At 41.4% G+C, this 21,575-nt stretch carries 20 protein-coding genes; 8 read left to right on the top strand and 12 right to left on the bottom strand.

Annotated features, from left to right (window positions below; genetic code table 11):
• Positions 1 to 242 precede the first annotated feature (242 nt).
• The 6 genes from O2S85_RS13825 (at position 243) to O2S85_RS13800 (ending at position 6,322) form a co-directional block, all read left to right on the top strand.
• Positions 243 to 1,343, top strand: a complete 1,101-nt coding sequence (locus O2S85_RS13825; RefSeq protein ID WP_269409891.1) for an amidohydrolase/deacetylase family metallohydrolase — start codon at positions 243 to 245, stop codon at positions 1,341 to 1,343.
• Complete coding sequence (locus tag O2S85_RS13820; protein WP_269409890.1) at positions 1,321 to 2,424, top strand: DgaE family pyridoxal phosphate-dependent ammonia lyase; 1,104 nt, start codon at positions 1,321 to 1,323, stop codon at positions 2,422 to 2,424. The genes O2S85_RS13825 and O2S85_RS13820 overlap by 23 nt, the downstream gene beginning before the upstream one ends.
• 1 nt (position 2,425) lies before the next feature.
• Positions 2,426 to 3,178 (top strand): 2-dehydro-3-deoxy-phosphogluconate aldolase, encoded by a 753-nt coding sequence (gene dagF, locus O2S85_RS13815; protein WP_269409889.1) that lies wholly within the window; start codon positions 2,426 to 2,428, stop codon positions 3,176 to 3,178.
• A complete protein-coding gene (locus O2S85_RS13810; protein WP_269409888.1) occupies positions 3,171 to 4,187 on the top strand; it encodes a sugar kinase in 1,017 nt (338 codons plus the stop codon). Before dagF ends, O2S85_RS13810 begins: the two co-directional genes overlap by 8 nt.
• A gap of 4 nt (positions 4,188 to 4,191) precedes the next feature.
• On the top strand, positions 4,192 to 4,911 hold the full coding sequence (locus O2S85_RS13805) for a GntR family transcriptional regulator (RefSeq protein ID WP_269409887.1): 720 nt from the start codon (positions 4,192 to 4,194) through the stop codon (positions 4,909 to 4,911).
• 85 nt (positions 4,912 to 4,996) lie between these two features.
• Positions 4,997 to 6,322: a GntP family permease gene (locus tag O2S85_RS13800; RefSeq protein WP_269409886.1), complete on the top strand. Its 1,326-nt coding sequence runs from the start codon at positions 4,997 to 4,999 to the stop codon at positions 6,320 to 6,322.
• A gap of 197 nt (positions 6,323 to 6,519) precedes the next feature.
• Here the strand turns inward: O2S85_RS13800 and O2S85_RS13795 are convergent, their stop codons facing one another.
• From O2S85_RS13795 to O2S85_RS13770, 6 genes are all read right to left on the bottom strand, one after another.
• A complete protein-coding gene (locus O2S85_RS13795; protein WP_269409885.1) occupies positions 6,520 to 6,933 on the bottom strand; it encodes a Fur family transcriptional regulator in 414 nt (137 codons plus the stop codon).
• Positions 6,923 to 7,783 carry a metal ABC transporter permease gene (locus O2S85_RS13790; protein WP_269409884.1) on the bottom strand — a complete coding sequence of 287 codons (861 nt, stop codon included), beginning with the start codon at positions 7,781 to 7,783 and terminating at the stop codon, positions 6,923 to 6,925. Before O2S85_RS13790 ends, O2S85_RS13795 begins: the two co-directional genes overlap by 11 nt.
• A 13-nt stretch (positions 7,784 to 7,796) precedes the next feature.
• Positions 7,797 to 8,555, bottom strand: a complete 759-nt coding sequence (locus O2S85_RS13785; RefSeq protein ID WP_269409883.1) for a metal ABC transporter ATP-binding protein — start codon at positions 8,553 to 8,555, stop codon at positions 7,797 to 7,799.
• Between the two features lie 18 nt (positions 8,556 to 8,573).
• Positions 8,574 to 9,512 carry a metal ABC transporter solute-binding protein, Zn/Mn family gene (locus O2S85_RS13780; RefSeq protein ID WP_269409882.1) on the bottom strand — a complete coding sequence of 313 codons (939 nt, stop codon included), beginning with the start codon at positions 9,510 to 9,512 and terminating at the stop codon, positions 8,574 to 8,576.
• Positions 9,513 to 9,930: 418 nt separating this feature from the next.
• A complete protein-coding gene (locus O2S85_RS13775) occupies positions 9,931 to 11,853 on the bottom strand; it encodes a vWA domain-containing protein (protein ID WP_269409881.1) in 1,923 nt (640 codons plus the stop codon).
• Positions 11,854 to 11,868: 15 nt separating this feature from the next.
• On the bottom strand, positions 11,869 to 12,744 hold the full coding sequence (locus tag O2S85_RS13770; RefSeq protein ID WP_269409880.1) for an AAA family ATPase: 876 nt from the start codon (positions 12,742 to 12,744) through the stop codon (positions 11,869 to 11,871).
• 380 nt (positions 12,745 to 13,124) lie between these two features.
• Here O2S85_RS13770 and O2S85_RS13765 point away from each other — a divergent pair, with 380 nt between their 5' ends.
• The gene (locus O2S85_RS13765; RefSeq protein ID WP_269409879.1) at positions 13,125 to 14,009 is read left to right on the top strand and encodes a fructose bisphosphate aldolase; all 885 of its coding nucleotides are present in this window, start codon (positions 13,125 to 13,127) and stop codon (positions 14,007 to 14,009) included.
• Positions 14,010 to 14,339: 330 nt separating this feature from the next.
• Positions 14,340 to 14,570, top strand: a complete 231-nt coding sequence (locus O2S85_RS13760; RefSeq protein ID WP_269409878.1) for a hypothetical protein — start codon at positions 14,340 to 14,342, stop codon at positions 14,568 to 14,570.
• Between the two features lie 95 nt (positions 14,571 to 14,665).
• Here the strand turns inward: O2S85_RS13760 and qoxD are convergent, their stop codons facing one another.
• The 6 genes from qoxD to O2S85_RS13730 form a co-directional block, all read right to left on the bottom strand.
• Positions 14,666 to 14,950, bottom strand: coding sequence for a cytochrome aa3 quinol oxidase subunit IV (gene qoxD / locus O2S85_RS13755; protein ID WP_269409877.1), 285 nt, complete (start codon positions 14,948 to 14,950; stop codon positions 14,666 to 14,668).
• A gap of 2 nt (positions 14,951 to 14,952) precedes the next feature.
• Positions 14,953 to 15,549: a cytochrome aa3 quinol oxidase subunit III gene (qoxC, locus tag O2S85_RS13750; protein WP_269409876.1), complete on the bottom strand. Its 597-nt coding sequence runs from the start codon at positions 15,547 to 15,549 to the stop codon at positions 14,953 to 14,955.
• Positions 15,549 to 17,495 (bottom strand): cytochrome aa3 quinol oxidase subunit I, encoded by a 1,947-nt coding sequence (gene qoxB / locus O2S85_RS13745; RefSeq protein ID WP_269409875.1) that lies wholly within the window; start codon positions 17,493 to 17,495, stop codon positions 15,549 to 15,551. The genes qoxC and qoxB overlap by 1 nt, the downstream gene beginning before the upstream one ends.
• Positions 17,496 to 17,543: 48 nt before the next feature.
• Positions 17,544 to 18,422: a cytochrome aa3 quinol oxidase subunit II gene (qoxA, locus tag O2S85_RS13740; RefSeq protein ID WP_269409874.1), complete on the bottom strand. Its 879-nt coding sequence runs from the start codon at positions 18,420 to 18,422 to the stop codon at positions 17,544 to 17,546.
• 665 nt (positions 18,423 to 19,087) lie between these two features.
• The gene (locus tag O2S85_RS13735) at positions 19,088 to 20,332 is read right to left on the bottom strand and encodes an aminopeptidase (RefSeq protein WP_269412589.1); all 1,245 of its coding nucleotides are present in this window, start codon (positions 20,330 to 20,332) and stop codon (positions 19,088 to 19,090) included.
• 186 nt (positions 20,333 to 20,518) lie between these two features.
• A complete protein-coding gene (locus tag O2S85_RS13730) occupies positions 20,519 to 21,406 on the bottom strand; it encodes a TetR/AcrR family transcriptional regulator (protein WP_269409873.1) in 888 nt (295 codons plus the stop codon).
• Positions 21,407 to 21,575 lie beyond the last annotated feature (169 nt).

The raw sequence follows: 21,575 nt of genomic DNA, 5'->3' as shown, positions 1-21,575 counted from the left end.
CTGATTATGGTAGGGATTTATCACGTATTAATAAACCAAAATTCGGAATTACTCGGGGTTTAGAAGTTAATCTCTAAGCTCCTAATTTTTGGTTGGGAAATTAATAACAATGGAATCTGTAAGAGAATTTTATTCTGCTAAACATTATAACGTTATATTTACATAATGTCCTTTATATGATATTATTACCTATGAAAAATGAAAACGCATTAAAATCCGAGTAAGAAACAGGTGACATATAAATGACGAACCAATTTGTTTTGCGTCATGCGAAAAGGTTAAACGGAGAGGAAATCGACATTGTCATTGAAAACGGTACAATTGCCGAAGTGACAGGTGCCGGGAAAGGACGTGGTCAGCAGGAATTTGATGCTAGTGGCATGTATGTATCAAGTGGCTGGATTGATTTGCATGTTCACGCTTTTCCAGAATTTGATCCATATGGCGATGAAATAGATGAAATCGGTGTGAAACAGGGAGTCACAACCATTGTGGACGCTGGCAGCTGTGGGGCGGATCGGATAGGCGATTTGGTTGCCAACAGCAAAAAGAGCTTGACGAGATTGTTTGCCTTTTTAAACATTTCCCGAATTGGCTTGAGACGGGTGGATGAGTTATCGAATTTGGAATGGATTGATCAAGAGAAAGCGGTAACGGCAGCCAATAGGTATCAAGACTCCATTGTTGGCTTGAAAGCCCGGATGAGCTCAAGTGTTGTCTCTGGAAATGATGTGGAACCGTTACATTTGGCAAGGGAAATTTCCGCGAAAACAACATTGCCACTGATGGTGCATATCGGTTCTGCACCACCGAATATAGAAGACGTACTCCCACTTTTGGAAAAACATGATGTCGTCACACACTTTTTAAATGGGAAAGCCAATAATTTGTTTGATAACGAAGGGGCGCCCTTACCTGTATTTGTAGATGCAATCAAACGCGGAGTTCATTTCGATGTGGGGCATGGAACGGCAAGTTTTTCCTTTAAGGTTGCGGAAACCGCAAAACAGCATGGCATCCATTTTGATACTATCAGCACAGACATTTATCGTGGGAACCGTTTAAATGGACCTGTCTATAGTATGGCCAATGTCCTTTCCAAGTTTCTGTATTTGGGCTATTCACTCGAGGAAGTGATCCAAGCGGTAACAACCAACGCTGCAGACTGGCTGCAAAAACCAGAACTTGGACGGATAAAAGTTGGTGATCAGGCGAATTTAACCTTGTTCACCGTCGAGGATCATCCGGTTACATTGACAGATTCAGAAGGAGAAAAACGAACTGCCAGCAAGGAAATCAAAGCAAAGGGTGTGGTGATCAATGACCGAATCATTGAATGCTAAGTATGGCTTAAAACGTGTGATTAATGCCAGCGGCCGAATGAGTATTCTTGGCGTATCAGCACCAACAGATACCGTCATGGATGCGATGAAACAAGGCGGTCAGCAATATGTTGAAATAGCTGATCTGGTGGATAAGGCGGGAGATTATATCGCCGAAATCCTGGGATCCGAGGCTGCCGTAGTTGTTAATTCTGCTTCCAGTGGGATTGCTTTATCGATTGCAGCGCTTGTTACACAAGGAAGCCGTCGAAAAAGTGAACGGCTGCATCAAGATATCCTGCCTAACAATGAAGTGATTATGTTGAAGGGTCATAATGTCCAATATGGTGCGCCGGTGGAAACGATGGTTTATTTAGGTGGCGGTCGACTGGTTGAGGTTGGTTACGCAAATGAGGGGAAAGCGGAACATATTGAAGAGGCAATCAATACGAGTACTGCGGCCATCCTTTATGTCAAGTCACACCATGCAGTTCAAAAAAATATGATTTCCGTTGAAGAAGCATGGGAAGTTGCTCAACGCAATGGTGTACCACTTATTGTTGATGCAGCAGCGGAAGAGGATATTCAAAAATACATTCCTATTTCCGATTTAGCAATTTATAGTGGTTCGAAAGCGATCGAGGGGCCAACTTCAGGTATTGTTGGTGGGAAACGCCAATATATTGAGTGGATTAAGTTGCAACTGCATTATATTGGACGCAGTATGAAGGTTGGCAAAGAAACAACTTTTGGCCTGCTGCAAGCAATCAAGGAATATGGAACAAAAGAGGATAATAGTGAACAAGAAAAAGCGACACTGAACACCTTGCTTCCATTGTGTGAGATAGACGGTGTGAATGTGACGATTGTACAAGATGAAGCCGGCAGGAAGATTTTTCGGGCACGTGTGCAAATTGATCCGGAAAAAGCAAAAATAACTGCAGCAGATGTTGTCACTCGTTTGCGTGAAGGAGAAATAGCTGTATATACAAGGGATTATGGTGTCAGACAGGGCTTTTTTGATATCGATCCGCGGCCACTTCAAGGCGATGATATAAATGTAATTAAGGCCAAAATAGAAGAAATCATTGGGGGAAAGTAATATGTCCATCACAACACGTTTTTATAAAGATCGGATTGCATTGAATGTATTGGCAAATAGCGTAGAAAATGCGAAAGAAGTATATGATGCTGCCGAGGGGCATGTTTTAATTGGTGTTTTGTCAAAAGATTATTCAACAGTCGATAAGGCCGTAGAAGCGATGAAGGCATATGGTACAGAAATTGAGGAAAGTGTATCGATCGGTTTAGGTGCGGGAGACAATCGTCAGGCTGCTGTGGTAGCGGAGATTGCCAAGCATTACGCCGGCAGCCACATCAATCAGGTATTCCCATCGGTTGGGGCGACAAGGGCGAACCTTGGAGAAAAAGAGAGCTGGATTAACGCCCTCGTATCGCCAACAGGCAAAGCAGGCTATGTGAATATTTCAACTGGTCCTGCTAGTGCAGAGCAAACGGAGCAAGCCATTGTGCCAGTTCAATCCGCAATCGCACTGATTAGGGACATGGGCGGTAATGCATTAAAATATTTCCCAATGAAAGGACTAGCCCATGAGGATGAATACCGGGAAGTGGCACGTATTTGCGGAGAAGAAGGATTCGCATTGGAGCCAACTGGAGGTATAAATAAGGAAAATCTTGAACCAATTGTTCGTATAGCTTTGGAAGCAAACGTGCCAAAAATTATTCCCCATGTGTATTCGTCCATTATTGATAAAGAAACCGGGAAGACGAATACCGATGATGTCCGTGAAATCTATGCAACAATTCAAAAGCTGGTAGATAATCATGGGTAAGAAAATAGCAGCATTTGGTGAAGTGGTCATGCGCCTGGAGGTTCCAGGGCATGACCGGTTAACACAAACGAATACCTTAACCTATTCTTTTTCCGGTACAGGGGTCAATGTCACTTCTGCATTAACCAGATTTGGTCATGAGGGATATCTTGTTTCTACCGTACCGGCAAATCCACTAGGCGATGCAGCTGTTGCGCACTTGCAAAGGCTGGGTATTTCTATGCCTTTTGTTCAGCGGACAGGTGATTATATCCGGATGTATTTCCTGGAAAATGGCTACGGTTCCAGACCAAGCCGGGTGACGAATTCCAGCAGACAGGACAGTAGTTTCAATATTGCTGCTAAAGGAACGTATGACTTTGAAAGGGTTGCCAAAGAAGTGGATATGGTCCATTTCTGCGGGATTAATTTGGCAACGAATGATCGCGTGCGAAATCACATGAAAAACTTTGCAAAAACCGTTCATCAAAACGGTGGAACGGTGATTTTTGATTGTAACTATCGTCCGGGATTATGGGGGGATCAGGGATATGAAAAAGCAAAACCCCATTATGAAGAGATGCTTTCATTAGCCGATATTGTCATGATGAACGAGAAAGATGCCATATATATTCTTGGTATGGAAACAAACGAAGTAGACCGCCAAGCCCAACTCCAGGATTTGTTGCCAACGGTGGCTGAAAAATATCAGATTCGTATTATTGCCGGGACGCATCGTACTATAAACGATGATCATACACATACGCTCCGTGGGTTTATGTATAAAAATCAACAATTGGTATTCGCGGATCCACTGACTTTTTCCGTTCTTGATCGGGTTGGGGCAGGAGATGCTTATACGAGTGGCGTTGTCCATGGTGAATTGGAAGGGTATTCTCCGGAAGAAACTGTGAATTTTGCTACTGCTGCCGGCATGCTGGCACATACGATTACTGGCGACACGCCAATGTCAACAGAAGAAGAGATTAGAAGCGCGATGGAAGTATCGGCGGGTGATATAAAAAGATAGGAGGATGACGATGCGTGTAACACGAAAAAAAGGTCCATTATATTCGCAAATCAGAGATATCATACGGGATCGCATTTTACACGGAATTTATGCAATCGGAACGAATATCCCGTCTGAACCGCAATTGGAAAAAGAATTTAATGTTAGTAAAATTACTGTTCGAAATGCAATTAAAGAGCTTGTCCAGGAAGGGTACTTGGAAACGAAAAGCGGGAAAGGGACAAAAGTCATTCAAAATACCACCGCTTCCAAGCTCTCGAGAGGTAAACGCTTTACAGAAATTTTAGTAGAGAAAGGACATCAGGTGCAAAAGCATTTATTGGATGTAAAAGCGGTGCAGAACGGGGAGGAAACGGAATTATTTCGCTTGTTTGGTGATCAATGCTTGCGTGTGGAGCGGTTATACTATCTTGATGGTGAGCCATATATCCATTATACGCATTATTTATCCAGGATATTGTTGGATGAGGAACTGGCAGCATTTAAGGATCAGTCTTTATACAAACTGATTGAGGATAAAAATATTGAAATGAAAACGTTTCGCGATCAATTTGACGTTACTGATGTTCCGGCATATGTGGCAGAAAAACTGGAGATTGATAAAGAAAAACCTGTATTGAAACGAGAGCGTTATTCATATGATGAACATGATCAGTTAGTGGAGTATAGTGAGGGGTATTACAATACGAAGAGACAGAAGTATCTGATTAATTATGACGCCTAATGGGGTGTAGGATGCCCCTGTTGATGAGACAGGTTTATGACCCCAAAGTGAAAGCGTTGCCTATTACAGGAAGGAGTGGAGTCGTATGGACATTTATTTGTTGGTTGTTACGTTACTTTCGATTGTTATCGTCATTTTAGGTGTTTCATGGTGGCATTGGCATGCATTTATTAGTTTGACGGTGGCAAGTCTATTTTTGGCGATTATGTCCGGATTATCACTGGATAAAATTGCTGATGCCTATGAAACCGGTGTTGGCGATGTATTAAGTCATTTGGTCGGTATTCTGGCGCTGGGAACCATTTTGGGGAAAATGATGGCAGCATCCGGCGCGGGTGTACAGATTTCCGAGTACTTTGTTAAAATATTTGGCGAAAAACGGTTGCCATGGGCCATGTTATTTACTGGTTTTATTGTCGGGATTCCGGTCTTTTTCGAGGTAGGGATTGTTATTTTACTACCACTTGTTATTGCCATTCGTAATAAAACCAAACAAAATATTTTGTTGATCGGGTTACCGCTCATCGCTGGTTTATCTATTGTGCACGGGATTGTCCCGCCACATCCAGGAGCAATGACGGCAATAAGCATTTTTGACGCAAATCTTGGCAAGGTACTGATTTATTCCCTGATTATTGCTCTTCCAACCGCTATCATTGCCGGCCCAATTTTTGCAAAGTGGGTGCACAAACGGGTTAAGCCAGAAGGAGAACCAAAGCTTGTTAGTTCTACTACAGAAGTAGAAAAACTACCCAGTGTTGGCGTATCATTTTTCATTATCTTGTTGCCCGTGGTGTTAATTCTCTTGTCTGTGTTTGGGCCGTATATGCCGGTTCCGGAAATGGTAGAGAAGATCTTCCTCTTTATCGGCAGCCCAGTTATTGCATTGCTTATCTCTTGTTTTGCAGCTTTTTATCTGCTAGGTTTCCGTCGTGGAATGGATAAGAAAATGATAAAGCGGCTTGTCGATGAATGTATTTTACCGGTAGGGTCGATTATTTTAATCATTGGTGCCGGTGGTGGCTTTAAACAAATTTTAATCGACAGTGGTGTAGGGGATTCCATTGCGCAAATGGCTGAACAAATGGCATTGTCACCAATTGTTTTGGCGTTTGCCGTAGCTGGACTGATTCGTGTCGCTACAGGATCTGCCACGGTTGCGTTAACCACAGCCGCTGGAATTGTCTCACCGGTTGTAGCAAACATGACCGGTGTAAACCTGGAATTATTAGTTATTGCTACCGGAGCGGGATCATTAATGTTATCACATGTAAACGATGCTGGATTCTGGTTGGTAAAGGAATATTTGGGATTAACAGTAAAAGAGACGTTTAAAACTTGGACCGTATTGGAGACCTTGTTAGCATTTATCGCGTTTTTCATTGTTTTGGTGATCCATAGTTTTATATAGTGGTTTGGGGACGTCCATTTAAAAGGACGTCCCCAAACCCGCTGATAGAAGCAGCAAACCCGCTGATAGAAGCAGCAAACCCGCTGATAGAAGCAGCAAACCCGCTGATAAGGATATGAAAAGAGCGGGTGTGTGCGGTTTAAGCGCTTTACATATTCATTCGTTCCATACTTTGCATGACGTTTGACTGCTTCTCTTTATGCGGACTGGCATGATGGGCACAATCCATAGATTTCAAATTTGTGATCTTCAATATTGTAATTTGCTAATGCATCCTCTACTTCTTTCATGGGACAAAAATCAATTTCCTTTGTTTTCCCGCAATATTTGCAAATAAAATGGTGATGATGGTGATCCGCGCAACTGATACGGAACAGTTTTTCGCCATTGAGTTCCGTCGTTTCAAGTATGCCGATCTCATTAAACAGATGCAAGTTTCGATATACCGTATCAAAACTCATATTTGGATAGGTTGGTTCCATATATTGGATCAAATCTTTGGCTGAACGATACCCATCAGCATTTGTAAAAAAAGTCAAGATATCCTTTCGCTTTTTTGTTGTTTTATAACCTTTTTCTTTTAAATTCTGAATTGCTTCATTAACTTTCATTTGAATTCCTTCTCCCTTTAAAAGTAAATGTGAGTCGTTTCAACCCTATCGAAACCAGTAAAATGATGATCGAGATAACCACGATTGTTCCACCGGGCGGGATACTGAAATAATAACCGGAAACCAATCCCAGAATAACAGATAATTCCCCAAATGCAATGGATAAAAACATGGTTTGTTTAAATCCTTTTGCAATTCGCATACTGGCGGCAACCGGTAGCGTCATTAATGCAGAAACGAGCAGTACACCAACAATTCGAATGGAGGCAGCGATTACTAGCGCTGTTAATACGATGAAAAGCAAATGAATCCATTTTGCATGAATGCCGGAAACAGTCGCATGTTCTTCATCGAATGATAAGGTAACTAGTTCTTTATAAAATAAACCAATCATTAACAGAACAAAAATGGAGATCCCCAAGATTGTAAAAAGGTCGTTCTGGCTGACTGCGGAGACGGAGCCAAATAAATAGTTGAACAGCTCGGTATTAAATCCGTTTGCCAGAGAAATAAAAATAACACTTAGCCCAACGCCGCCTGATAAAATAATCGGAATCGCAATCTCTTGATATGCCTTATAGACACCGCGAAGTTTTTCAATAAAGATGGATCCAAGTACCGAAAAGGCCATTCCGCCATATAACGGGGTGATGATTGTCATGGCTAGTTTTTTCTCTAATAATAATCCAAATGCAATTCCGGCAAGTGTCACATGAGACAGGGCATCGGCAATCAACGATAAACGCCTTACTACAATAAATGTACCCAGCAATGGAGCAATCATCCCAATGAGCAGCCCAGTTATAAATGTATTTCTTAAAAAATCAAATTGTAAAATATCCGAGAGCATTGTGTTTCCTCCATTACGCGTGATTGTGGGTGACAATATTTACCGGGTGCCCGTAAAAACGGGATAGATCCCGCTCCGTCAGGGAAGTATATTGATTGGGGCTACCATGAAAATACAATGTTTTATTTAAGCAAACAATGTCTGTAGCATATTCAGTCATCATACCTGTATCGTGTGTTATCAGTAATAAGGTAATATGCTGTTCTTGATGTAGTTGATGAAGTATGTCATAGAAACGTTTCACATTTTCCGCATCAACTCCAACGGTAGGTTCGTCCAGAATCAGCAAATCTGGATTGTTAACAAGGGCTCGGGCAATGAAAACACGTTGTTGTTGACCTCCAGAAAGATTTCCGATGTTTTCATGTGTATAATCATCCATGCCTACCTGATGAATAGCTTCCAAAACCTTATTTTTATGCTGTTTTTTAAAAAACCTGAAATAGCCAATTTTAGCGGTAAGTCCCATCGATACGACTTCATAAACGGTTGCTGGAAAGCCTTTATTAAATGAATTGGCCTTTTGTGAAACAAATCCAATTCGATCCCACTCATGGAATTTTTCAATTGACTGACCGAACAACTCAATGTTACCTGTATCTGGTTTTAGTAGTCCAAGTACTAATTTAATGAAGGTAGTTTTTCCGCCTCCATTTGGTCCAACTAATCCCATAAATGATCCTTGTGGTAATGTAAAATTGATATGGTCTAAGACTTCTCTTTTATCATATTTGTAATGGACATTTTTCATCGTAATAATTGATTGATTCATGGTTTGTTCTCACCTTCTTTACTCGGTAACTTTATCAAGTATATGCAAATTATGTTTCATTAACGATAAATAATCCTCGTGGTTCTCTATATCATTATCGGTCAAGACTTCAAGATTATGAATGTACTCCACATTCGCATGAAGCTGATCCTTCATGATTGTGGCGATTCGGTCTGAACTGTTTTGCTCAAAAAGGATATAGTCCAGATTATTTTCCTTAGCTTGTTTCATAATCGAGGTTAAATCCTTTTGCGATGGTTCATCACTTGTGGTGACACCCCTAATTGCGATTTGTTCGATCCCATATCTATCCTCCCAATATCCGTAGGCGGCGTGGGAAACAAGTATTTTTTTATTTTGTTTCGGCTCTAATGTTTTTTTGAAGTTGTCATCCAGTGCTAACAAATCTTTTTTCAACGCCTCAAAGTTATCTGTATACAATTCTTTTTTATCTGGGTTTAAATCAGTTAATTCTTGCTTGACCAGATCAGCCATATCGATCATACGCATGGGGTCAAGCCAAATATGTGGGTTATGGTCCCCATGATGATGCCCATCATCTGTATGATCCCGTTCTTTGTGCTCTTCATGTTCTGCATCAAAAAGCGCTTCATGTTTTCCAAGCTCAACCAAATGAACATTCTCTGACTGCAGCGCATCGGCAGCTGTTTCGGCAAAAGCCTCCATGTCGGCACCCAAATAAATAAATGCATCACTGGAAGCAATCGACGTCATCTTTTTTGTAGTTGGTTCGTAGCTATGTGCATCGACACCTGGTGGATAAACGGATTCTGCATGAACCGTATCACCGCCAATCCGTTCTACGGCATACTGGATCGGGTAAATCGATGTATAAATGGTTAAGTCTGCCTTCGTTTCATCCTTGGTAGCGGAATCACAAGCAGCAATGATAAGCGAAAATAGTAAAAATATCATCATTACAATAATTCTTTTCAATATATGAAATCCTCCTTAACGCTAGTACGTAAAATATATTACCGTAATAATTCCGATTTGTAAATAGTAATGATTACGTATTTGTTATAAAGTAATTATTTTTTCATGTGGGGTGGGGGAGTAATTTAGGGAGAGTGCTAAATGAAGTTGTGATACTAGGGAACCTGATGTTGCTTCACTTGCATTAAATTAACAAGAAGAAACCGAAGAATTTGTTATGCAAAAGGTTTGAAATTAGGGAAGGAACGTGTGGAACAAAAGTAGGATACTAATTTTACGTATAACGCTCCGTTCTGTAAATGAGTACAATTAGCTTTATATCATACACAATCTTCTTACGTCCCATTCAACTGATTTTCTGGAAAAGGTGAACGTTTCTATTGAATAGGAGCATAAGCGTTCACCTGTTTTGTATATTTCAAATCGACTTCAACAACAACCGCTTCAACAACGGTGCAAAATGTGCCGGTAGTTCGGCTACACTTGGAATCATTAAGCGTTCCTTTCCATATATATTCTTCATGGTCGCATCTTCATGCTCATCGATCTCGCCATCGGATAGGAACATTCCGATAACCTCAATCCCTTGTTTGCGAGCTTGAGACACCGCGACGTTTGTGTCGACAATCCCATTTTGATCATATCCCATTGCAGCCGGTTCACCATCGGAAAAGACAAGCAGGAATTTATTTTTTTCGCTTCTGGCTATCAATTCCTTAGTAACGAGACGGATACTAAAGCCATCCCGGTTATCTTCTTCCGGTTCCAGTTGCATAATTTTAGCGCCATCATTTTGATAGAATGAATCGCTAAAAGAGTGGATCCGGTGAAAATAGTTTGGCTGATAGTCTTCCTTTGTTTCGTTGGCATCTTCCCAAAAACCGACAATGGCGTGGGGGATTTTTAATTGGTTCAAAACCTCATGAAACAGGATAATCCCGCGTTTGGTTTCATCCATTTTATTGTGCATGGAAGCAGAACAGTCGATTAGGAGAGTGAACACTGCGTCCACCTCGCGTGATTTCTGATTTTTCTTGTAAAATACACGAGGGCTTTCATCAACAACAAGCGCCAATAGTTTTTTTGATAGCCGGCCGATGACTAAATATTGTCGTGGTGCATTCTTTTTATGCTCGATCGTTTTTTCAATCGTTGCCGCAAGCTTTCGTTTAAACGGTTCGATCTCCTGTAGATATTGCCGGTATAACGCTTGATCTGCTTCAGAGGGTGTCTTGGCATGTTTGTCAATAGCAACAGCATTTTTATTGTCTTCACCGTATATACTATCGCTGGATTCTTTTCCAGCCCGTTTCTTCTCCTGTTTCTCCAACGATTCCAGCTTGGAGTAGTCATTCTGATTACTTTTTCCGGATGTACCCTGAACGCTGCCCATCGCTTGGTCCGCGTCCTCGGTTTCGCGAGCAGCTCCGCCACGAATATTTGTTTTCGTACCGACTTCCAGCTCAAATTGGAGAAAGTTTTGCTTCCGGTCACTGTTTTGATTTTCCCGATGCCAAGTGGAAAACGGCTGATCGAAATACTCATTGTTTTTCTCATCCACGTCTTCCATGTCCTGGTTCGCCAACTCATCGGTTCGGGTTAATTCATCAAATAACGTGTTTTCTGATAAGGACTTGATATGAGCAATAGGAAACGTGAAGTAGTCGTTTATCATATCAATGTAATCATTTTCCAATGAAAACACAATTTGTTCTGCAATACGAGCGATATCTGCTGACGTCTTTGCTGCAAAACTTTCATACAGGAGTGGCTTCAGTTTTTCCAATCGCTTAAGCTGTTTGCCGGTTGCATGCGGAAAATCCGGATCGGGCCGGTCAGCTTGTAATAGTAGATAGATCAGGCAAAATAGCTCATCCAATGCATAACTTCTTGTCACATTCATCGCTAATTGAGTGGAAAAAAAGTGTTTTAAATACTTGGTACGGATGGCAAAATCACGTTTCGTTCCCGGCCGCATGTGTTTGACCACTTCCTCCAGTCGGATATCTTCCAGTAATGTAATAAGCTGGACAGCAAATTTCGATAGTCCGGATTCTTCTATTTCTTGCAAATAGGTATTTAGGGTTGGAACATGGGAAGAATGCAGTGTCCCGATCGTTCGTAAAAATACATCCGTCTTGTAGCCAGGTACGCTAATTTCTGGTTTATCCATATCCCACATGCTGCTGCCGGTTACTTGATGATTGATGATGTCAATGAAGGACCCATATGTGTACGCAAAGGTGAAATCAGTATTTCCGGATAATACGGTCGTTAAATCCTGCAGCTGCAGGTATAGATTCGTATTGACGTTTATATCAATCCATCGGTTATCCATCATCTGGCAGGCTCCCTTCTAAAATAGTGTAGCCGCTATATTATTAACAAATTCCCGTTCGCGTTCTTCTTCCAGTTTATCCGTAATTGATCGGACAATCGCCCGTTTGGCCGGAATAACTGTACTCAAATCACAGGCATCCAATAATGCACGGATCGAAGCGGCATCTTCGGCAACTTTTCCCTGATAGACTGCGTTAATGAGATCGGCTGAGAGTTTTACGAATAAATCAATAGTTGTTTCATTTGCCAGTCTTGTGTTCGTTTGAATCAATTGTTTGAGTTGCTCACCTTGCAAATAGGGAATATCAATAATAATGAACCGGTTTTTCAAGGCCTCATTCAAGGGAACCGTACCGACATAGCCTTCATTGATCGCGGCAATCACGTTAAATCCATCTTCGGCATGAATAATTTCATTGGTGAATGGATTAGTCACTGTTCGCCGGTAATCCAGTACACCATTGATTAGTGGCAATGTTTCTGGTTTGGCCATGTTAATTTCATCAATATATAAAAAAGTGCCATGTTGCATCGCCTTTGTCACGGGACCTGGCACAAATTCGATCATTTGCTTTTCATCTTGATAGGCCAACGTTTTAAAGCCCATTAAACTTTCCGCATCAAGATCAACGGAACAATTAATACTGAACATCGGCTGTTGGAACAAGTTTGACAGTGTCTCGGCAAATTTCGTCTTTCCTGCACCAGTTGGACCTTTTAATAAAATATTTTTCCCCATGCTTAAAGCAGAGATAGCGTCAATTAACAAATTGATTTGTGGCGGAACATAGCCACCTTGGCGAATCAGGTCATCAAACGTGTTATCTATTGTTTTTGGCGTTTTCTCAAGCATTTCTTGTATAGAATCTGGCAGGTTATAGTTTACGTTCATTGGAATACTCCTTTCCCAATGAATATTGTAAAGGTTGTAGGGAGGGAAGGCAATGGAAGAGGGCGGATATGCTGGTGCGGTTTTGGAGTTCATTGGAAAATCGATCAAGAGCCACTCGAACACAGCATTGAATTTTACTCGGACACACTAGTTAGCCGGGATATTGAAAAAGAATAAAGTCCGAGCTAAACAAAAGTTCGCTGGAATGGAATACTTGATGGCGTGTCGATGAACCAAGTCCTAAGGTAAAATCACATTCAGACAGCTGCTAACTGTTTCCGCCGTTACTATACTATGTTATAATATAGGTGGTCTTTTGCCTATCTATTTATTTTTCTAAATGGCTGAATGGTACAAATTATCCTGAAGGAGTGGAAATAATGCAACAAGATCAATTAGAAAGAATGAAAAATGGGAAAGGTTTTATTGCAGCGCTGGACCAAAGTGGTGGCAGTACACCAAAAGCACTGGCAGCATATGGTGTAACTGAAGATGCCTTTTCCAATGAGGAAGAAATGTTCAAATTGGTACATGATATGCGGACACGTATTATGACTTCCCCTGCATTTGATAGTAAGTATATTTTAGGTGCTATCCTTTTTGAAAACACGATGGACAGAAAAGTTGAGGGTTTATATACAGCTGATTATTTAGCAGAAAAGAAAGGTATTGTACCATTTTTAAAGGTAGACAAAGGGCTTGCTGAAGAACAGAATGGCGTTCAGTTAATGAAGCCGATTCCCGATTTGGATGAGACATTAAAACATGCAAATGAGCGCCATATTTTTGGTACAAAAATGCGCTCCGTGATCAAAGAAGCCAATCCGGAGGGAATCAAGGCGGTGGTTGATCAGCAATTTGAAATAGGTAAACAAATTATTGCCGCTGGTCTTGTCCCAATTATTGAACCGGAAGTAGATATTCATAGTCCGGAAAAAGAAAAATGTGAAGAACTGTTAAAAGCAGAAATTCAAAATCATCTTGATCAGTTAAATGATGATGAAAAAGTAATGTTGAAATTATCCATCCCAACAAAACCAAATATGTACAAAGAACTTATCGAGCATCCGAATGTAGTACGTGTGGTTGCACTTTCCGGTGGATATTCCCGGGATGAAGCAAATGAGAAATTGAAAGCAAATGATAATATGATTGCAAGTTTCTCCAGAGCCTTAAGTCAAGACTTGAATGTTAATCAAACGGATGAAGAGTTTAATCAAGCATTAAAAGAAGCCGTTCAATCGATTTATGAAGCTTCTATTTAAGTAAATGTTTGGAAATCGCAATGAAAAGATTCCAGAGCAATTTTGCTCTGGAATCTTTTCATTTATTCAATCGCTCAAGCTTTGAATAAAAAAGAAAAAGAGAAGCAGTCACGGCAGATAAGGAAGAAAAACAGTGAGGAATCACCCGAGAACCAGTTTATCACGACTGATAGGAAGAGAATAATAAGAGGAATCGACCGTGATTAGTTTTTGAAATAACTAAACTTACATAATATGGGGGACTTTGCGACGGTTGTTATTTCTCTGGTGAAAATAGTTTGACAAATTTGTGAACAGGGTAAATAATACTTGTAAAGGGGGATGACGGTCATGAAATCTGAATTGAAAATACTGAATGTTGTGAAGTATGTGGGTTGTGCAGTCCTTACACTTGGAATTGCTATTTTCATTTATGCTTTGATGAACCAATATGGCACTATGATGGGCATTGGTATTGGAACAGTGATGGGGGCTATTTTTATCTTTCTGATGGGCGTTTTCTTCGTGGTTACAGAAGAAATGGAGAGAAAAACAGAAAAAGGGATTCGGCTTGATCCATGAATAAAGGAAAAATGAAAAGGAGCGCCTATTGAAAGACGCTCCTTGATGATGTCTGGCTTCAACATCCAGCAGTGTGCTCACCGGGTGCTTTGTTTTTAAGCCATATCCCATATCATAATGAGCAGGGTGCCGAATATACTTGCCAGTGCAATCGCAAATCCGTAAGCTAAATTCGTATAGATGGAATGTTTATCCTTCGTTTCACCAGCGTGCATGAAGATAATCAGCTGAACAAAAGCTTGCACAAATGCGGTAATAAGGAGGATCGTCATCCCCGCCGTAAACGACAAATCAAAGAAATAAACAGCCAGTGCAATCAGGGTAAGCACTAAGGAAAAGATGAAGCCCATTACTTGTTTTTTCGGAAATAACTCACCCATGTTTACATCATTCCTTTCAAGTAGATGAAGCTAAAGATAAAGATCCACACGATATCCAGAAAGTGCCAGTACAGAGAGAAAATGAACGATTTATTTGCGGTTGCGGATGTGATGCCGTTCCTTTTCACCTGTATAATAATAAACAATCCCCAGAATAAACCAAGTGTCACGTGCGCTCCGTGCGTCCCGAGCGTCGTTAATAAGCTGGCAGTAAAGGCGCTGATTTGCAAGCCGGCACCAATATGCACATAATGGATAAATTCATAAATCTCCACACCAAGGAAGGAAAGACCAAGCAGCAATGTGATTGCAAAAAATCCCATCATTGCTTTGGTACGACCAATCCGCATCGCATGAACACCAAGACCAATTGTGAAACTACTGGTTAAAAGGACAAACGTTTCAATGAGTACTGGTCCGATTTCAAAAATTTCTGCGCCGGATGGCCCGCTCCCTGTGCGATTCACGAGGGTAAAGTAGGTGGCAAACAGGGTAGCGAACAACATAATCTCGGCACCAAGGAAAATCCAAAAACCGACAATGTTGATTTGGTTTTGTTCCGATCGATATTCAAGAGGAAGCGTATGATCCATCTTCATTAGCTAACACCTCGCAATTTCTTTTCTGTTTCTTCAATTTCCTTGACAGATATGTGGTGACCGTCGTCTTTTTCAAAGGAACGATAGGCCATAAATCCGAGTATCACCAGTGTGAGAATAATGGCCGGTAGCCACATACTGAAAATCAGTGAGAAGCCCCAGACAAAGAAAACACAACTCAACACGAATGGCCAACCGCTGTTATTTGGCATATGAATGGTTTCTATCTTGTCAGCAAAAATAGGGCGGTCATTTTTCTTATGATCCCAGAATGCTTCAATGGAATCGACTTCTGGTGTGGTTGCAAAGTTGTACTCAGGTACTGGACTGTGTGTTGCCCATTCCAGTGTGCGTGCATCCCATGGATCCGAACTAATATTTCTGGAAGCATAACGCACGCTGTAATAAACATTGTAGACGATTAATGCAAAGCCAATCGCAAGGCCGATCGCACCCACGAACGATAGCAGGTTAAGTGGACCAAATCCAGTAGCTTCCGAGTAGGTGTACATTCTTCGTGCCTGACCGTTCAGTCCGGTAAAGAACATTGGGAAGAATGTCACGTTAAAACCGACGACAATAAACCAGAATGCCCATTTACCAATTCGTTCATTTAACATGAAGCCAAACATTTTCGGCCACCAGTATGTCAAACCGGCAAGCATGGCGAATACTACCCCAGGAATAATGGTGTAATGGAAATGCGCTACTAAGAACATTGTATTATGGTACTGATAGTCGGCACTTGCCATTCCAAGCATAACTCCGGTCACTCCGCCAATGGTAAAAATAGGGATAAAGGCGATCGAATACAGCATTGGTACCGTAAATTTGATTTTTCCTTTCCACATCGTCAACAACCAGTTAAAGATCTTAATCCCGGTCGGTATGGCAATCGCCATGGTCGTAATCGCGAAAATACTATTCGTTAATGGCCCTTGCCCCATCGTAAAGAAGTGATGGGTCCAGACCAGGAAAGATAGGAACGAGATCAGGACGATGGAAGCAACCATCGTTTTATACCCGAATAAGTTACGTCGTGAAAAGGTAGAGATCACTTCACTGTAGACACCGAATGCCGGTAAGATTAAAATGTATACTTCCGGGTGTCCCCAAATCCAGAACAGGTTGGCCCAGAGCATATCCATTCCACCATTTGTAGTGGTAAAGAAGTTTGCCCCGAATAAACGATCCATCGTACCTAACAACAAAGCGATCGTTAAAACTGGAAAGGCAAATACAACAATCGCATTGGTAATAAACGCGGTCCAGGTAAACATCGGCATTTTCATTAATTTCATACCTGGTGCACGCATTTTTAGGATCGTCGTAATAAAGTTAATCCCGGAAATTAATGTCCCGATTCCGGCAATTTGTATCGATAGCATGTAATAATTGGTACCTACCGATTGACTAAAATCATTTCCGGCGAGTGGAAAATAGGATGTCCAGCCGGCATCTGGTGAACCACCAACAACAAACGAAATGTTAAATAACATTGCACCCATAAAGTATAGCCAGAAGCTGAGTGCATTCAATCGTGGAAACGCAACATCCCTGGCACCGATTTGTAATGGCACAACAAAGTTCATTAATGCATAGATAAACGGCATCGCCATAAAGATGATCATGACAACTCCATGGGTGGTAAATACCTCGTTGTAATGCTGGGCATCCAAAAATGTATTATCTGGTATCGATGTTTGTGCTCGCATCATGATAGCGTCTACTCCACCCCGGAACAGCATGAGTAAAGCAGAGATTAAATACATAATGCCGATTCGCTTATGATCCACCGTTGTTAACCATTCGCGCCATAAATAGCCCCATTTTTTAAAGTAGGTTAACCCGGCAATAATCGCAATCACTGTCAAACCGATAGCAACCATCGATGCATAAATGAGTGGATCTCCATGGGGAATGGCAAACCGATCAAAGTAATTCATTACGTTTTCTCCTTTCAAAAGTAATTAAAACATGTTGACGCTATGGTATTAATGATGATGTTGTTCTGAATCATCTGTTGATCCATGCTGATGCCCGTCATGATGGCCTTCTGGAGGTGGCATGAATGACAAGTGTGTGCCACTAAACGTCATTTGTCCAAGATGACCGGGCTCCAATAGTTCGTCAAATTCTTCTTTGGTCAGTGGTTTAGCTGTTTTTTGAACATCGTCCACCCATTCAGCAAATTCTTTAGCAGGCATTGCTTTGACCTGGAACGTATTTTCGGCAAAACCTTCTCCGCTAAAGTTGGCATTTCGTCCCATATATTCGCCAGGTTCATCCGCTGCTAAGTGTAATGTTGTTACCATGTCAGACATGGCATATTTCTGCCCGCCCAGTTGCGGAATCCAAAAGCTGGTGATTGGTCCATATGAATATAGTTTAAATTCGATAGGACGATCGGTTGGAATGTATAAATAGTTAACCGTCTCAATATCTTCTTCCGGATAGCTGAAATGCCATTTCCAGTTTGAACTGGAAGCGTAAATGGTCATTGGTTCCTGTTCTTCATACCCCGTTGGTGTCGCTTCAACCTGATACGTCGATTTGACGGTAACAACGGAAAGAATCACAATAATGATGACTGGGATCGCAACGATAATCGTTTCCAGCCATTTGCTGCCTTCAATATGTGGTGGCTCGTAATCATCCGGTTGCTTGGAAGCGCGGTACTTAAAAAGGACAAAAATTAACAGAGCAAATACTGCAATGACGATAATGGCCATCGTGGCGATTGATATCCAAATTACATTGGATGTTGTTTCCGCTTGTGGGCCTTTTGGGTCTAATACCTTTAATGGCTCACATCCAGTAAGCAACAGCAGTGTAACAATAAATGAACCAACAAAAGCCGATTTTATTTTCAATGAAAGTACCCCTTTCTATATTAATTTCAACTTCAACTTAAGTGATCTACGTCACAATCCATCTACATATATTAATGCCATAAAAGGTGTTGAAGGACAATGGATTGTGATTTTTGTCACAAAGTGTTCAGAATGTGTGTCACAAAGTTTTCATGAATGCTGGTTTGACGGTAACAGGGGCAACGGTTTCGGGAAGTTGAAGGGGGAAGGTGGCTTTGAACTAAGGTTTGATGCTTTGTGAAAAATGAAGAGACAGACATACTTTGGAAGAATTAGCCTATAGTCAACGAGAGATAGAGCATAGCAACTGTTTATTACTGCTTTGGGAAATTATAAAATTAAATGCTTGTGGATAACTTTGTAATCAGGATGAGCCCCGTCCGGCTCCAGCGCCCAGCAGCTAGTGTGCTTCCTTCACCTTCGTACGATAAGTCAACATCGACTCGGGGTAAAGGAAGGCCGACTAAAAACGGCCTTTGCGGCCAACGTCGGCATACCCCTTTTGCAGGGGCATGTTTCCTTTATCTCCTAGGTTCAGTCCAGCACATACGCTGCTAACCGGGCGCTTACGCCTTTGTTCTTTAAAAAACCTCCCATCTAGACACAGATGAGAGGATTTTCACCTTCATATTTGACCTTTATAGTAATACGACGTTGTCAAAAAACTATATTGCCCAATCTCCATTCCTGAATACCGGAATAACCGTGCCATCTTGTTTGATGCCGTCGATATCCATTTTATCGGAGCCAATCATGAAATCCACATGAGTGGTGGAAACATTTATGCCATGTTCTTGTAATTCTTCTTCGCTCATTTTTGTCCCGCCTTGAATACATGTTGGATAAGCTGCACCGATGGCTAAGTGATTGGATGCGTTCTCGTCAAACAGTGTCTCAAAGAAGGTAATGCCCGATTGTGAAATAGGAGACGGATCTGGCACAAGCGCAACTTCTCCCAAGCCTGTTGCTCCCTCATTATCCTCAACCAATTTCTTAATCGTTTTATCTCCTTTTTCAGCGGAAATATCAACAATTTTGCCATCTTTGAATTGGACTTTGATGCCTTCAATTAGTGTACCGGCATAACTTAATGGTTTGGTACTGACAACGACACCATCCATCCGATTTGTATCGGGTGCAGTGAACACTTCCTCTGTCGGCATGTTGGCAATAAATTCTTCGTTCTTCGGATTAAAGCTTTCCGCACTTTGCCAAATATGGTTCTTCGGTAAGCCAAGCGTTAAATCGGTGCCCGGGGCGGTGTAATGTAAAGCATCAAATTGTATGTCATTTAATTTCGTTGCTTTTTCCTTGAGTGTTTCTTTATGTTCATCCCAAACAGCAACCGGGTCATCATGATAGATGCGGCATGTTTTGAAAATCTCATCCCATAAAGCATCAACTTGTTCCTCGGAAGTTTTTAAATCAGGAAAGACAGTTTTGGCCCAGTCTGCACCAGCGGCAGCAGCAACGGTCCATTTTAAATCATCATTTTGCGTAGCTACGCGTTGGGCTTTGAATGCTTTCCCAGCCACTTTTTGATACGCGGCGACTTTGTCGGGATCCACCTCATTTAATAAGTTTGGATCATTAGATAAAATGGACAGCCGGCAAACGTGATGGTTTAGTACATGGTCTTCTGATTCATCAATCTGGTATTGAGGTATATCGGTCAACAATTCCTCGGACTGGTTTATGTAATGCTGTTTGGTGATATCATCGTCCGACCATTTTACGATTACTTTTTCCGCGCCAAGCGAATAGGCTTCTTTGGTAATCAAACGGGCTAAAGGAGCTTGATCAACGGCAATGGTCATTTTTACCCAATCACCGGGTTTCACATTGATCCCCTTTGCGACTAATAGCCTGGCGTATTTTTGCAGGTTTTCTTGAAAGTTGGGTAGCATGATTTTTTCCTCCCATATATTATTGGTGTCGATATTAGTATAGTGAAAAAGGAGGGTGTAATGCAAATAGTGTGTGATTTGGATTTGAAGCACACTAGTCGCTGGACGCTGGGGCCGGACGGAGGGCTAACTTTAATTCGATGAAATGGAAAAAATGGTGGGACAAGGCGCCTGTCCCCTTGTCCCGGCTTATAAGAGTTGCAGCTTCAACAATTTGGCTATTTTCTCCCGGTAAGCATCAAACGCTTTAATCTCCTTCAAGTTGGCGAGCATGCCTTGAAATGCATATTTATCCGGTTCTGGTTTTTTTAGTTCACTTTGGAGGAAATCTATTACATGAACTAGCCCATGCTTTTGCTCTTCAGAAAGCGGCATATCCTTTAATCTTGTCGCCATATCTTTTAACAGGGCATCCACTTGGCTTTTTGGATTGATGGATGAAAACGTGTGCTCCGACAGCAAATGGTCCAAATTGCTTGTATGGATAATTGGTTCTTCGTTGTTTTCAAATGCTTGCACGATGTCGTCCATCCGGTTCAGCAAAAACTCCGCAACGCGATTGGCATTCAAGTCCAGATTGTGAAATAACATCGTTGCCAAATAGGCATTTCGCATGCCCTCTGTCAGCAAAATGATGTCAGCGATGTAGGGTATGATTTTTTCCCCGTAGGTTTCCCTTAAGCGACGATAGTACCAGGTCAGTATGTCTTTTCTCGCTTGCTCCATCACATCGTGCAGTTCTTTGTTGATAGAAAAATTTTGTTCTCGCAAATAGACGATGAAAAAGGCACGCTGTTTATTCAGCTGTTCAAATGGTACACACAGCTGCTGTTTCATTTTTTCGCGTGGCGGCAGGTTGGCTTGATCAATCGCTTTGAGTGAATCATCCATCTGTTCAAAATAATATTGGAAAATCGCAACATGCAATGCTTCCTTTGATGAAAAATAATGATAGAATGCTCCTTTGGATATACCGCAATCATCGACAATTCCTTGAACGGAGGTGTTAAAAAATCCGTTTTCCGCGGACAATCTGATGGCTGATTCTATGATTTCCTGTCGCTTATCTTCTTTCATTTATCTTCACCCGTTTCGTTAATTCAAGCAATTCATCCTGCAGAATTCTTTGTTTCCCTCATTATGACCAATCAGTCAAATAGTGTCAATAAAATGATGAAAATATTGCATATAATACTTGATTCGGACTAAGTGATCGAGTAAGATGGAAGATGTGATTTTAAAAGCA

Origin of the sequence: Lentibacillus daqui (genome assembly GCF_027186265.1) — a bacterium.
Lineage (GTDB): Bacteria > Bacillota > Bacilli > Bacillales > Amphibacillaceae > Lentibacillus_C > Lentibacillus_C daqui.
Note: the sequence above shows the minus strand (reverse complement) of the source record. Positions and strands in the feature narration are given on the sequence as shown.

Coding starts and splice junctions, on each gene's coding strand:
- O2S85_RS13805 (WP_269409887.1), top strand. CDS start 4,192: ATGACGATGCGTGTAACACGAAAAAAAGGTCCATTATATTCGCAAATC.
- O2S85_RS13760 (WP_269409878.1), top strand. CDS start 14,340: ATGAAATCTGAATTGAAAATACTGAATGTTGTGAAGTATGTGGGTTGT.
- O2S85_RS13730 (WP_269409873.1), bottom strand. CDS start 21,406: ATGAAAGAAGATAAGCGACAGGAAATCATAGAATCAGCCATCAGATTG.
- O2S85_RS13775 (WP_269409881.1), bottom strand. CDS start 11,853: ATGATGGATAACCGATGGATTGATATAAACGTCAATACGAATCTATAC.
- O2S85_RS13785 (WP_269409883.1), bottom strand. CDS start 8,555: ATGAATCAATCAATTATTACGATGAAAAATGTCCATTACAAATATGAT.
- O2S85_RS13770 (WP_269409880.1), bottom strand. CDS start 12,744: ATGAACGTAAACTATAACCTGCCAGATTCTATACAAGAAATGCTTGAG.
- qoxB (WP_269409875.1), bottom strand. CDS start 17,495: ATGAATTACTTTGATCGGTTTGCCATTCCCCATGGAGATCCACTCATT.
- qoxD (WP_269409877.1), bottom strand. CDS start 14,950: ATGGGTGAGTTATTTCCGAAAAAACAAGTAATGGGCTTCATCTTTTCC.
- O2S85_RS13800 (WP_269409886.1), top strand. CDS start 4,997: ATGGACATTTATTTGTTGGTTGTTACGTTACTTTCGATTGTTATCGTC.
- O2S85_RS13795 (WP_269409885.1), bottom strand. CDS start 6,933: ATGAAAGTTAATGAAGCAATTCAGAATTTAAAAGAAAAAGGTTATAAA.
- O2S85_RS13765 (WP_269409879.1), top strand. CDS start 13,125: ATGCAACAAGATCAATTAGAAAGAATGAAAAATGGGAAAGGTTTTATT.
- O2S85_RS13810 (WP_269409888.1), top strand. CDS start 3,171: ATGGGTAAGAAAATAGCAGCATTTGGTGAAGTGGTCATGCGCCTGGAG.
- dagF (WP_269409889.1), top strand. CDS start 2,426: ATGTCCATCACAACACGTTTTTATAAAGATCGGATTGCATTGAATGTA.
- O2S85_RS13790 (WP_269409884.1), bottom strand. CDS start 7,783: ATGCTCTCGGATATTTTACAATTTGATTTTTTAAGAAATACATTTATA.
- O2S85_RS13825 (WP_269409891.1), top strand. CDS start 243: ATGACGAACCAATTTGTTTTGCGTCATGCGAAAAGGTTAAACGGAGAG.
- O2S85_RS13820 (WP_269409890.1), top strand. CDS start 1,321: ATGACCGAATCATTGAATGCTAAGTATGGCTTAAAACGTGTGATTAAT.
- qoxC (WP_269409876.1), bottom strand. CDS start 15,549: ATGAAGATGGATCATACGCTTCCTCTTGAATATCGATCGGAACAAAAC.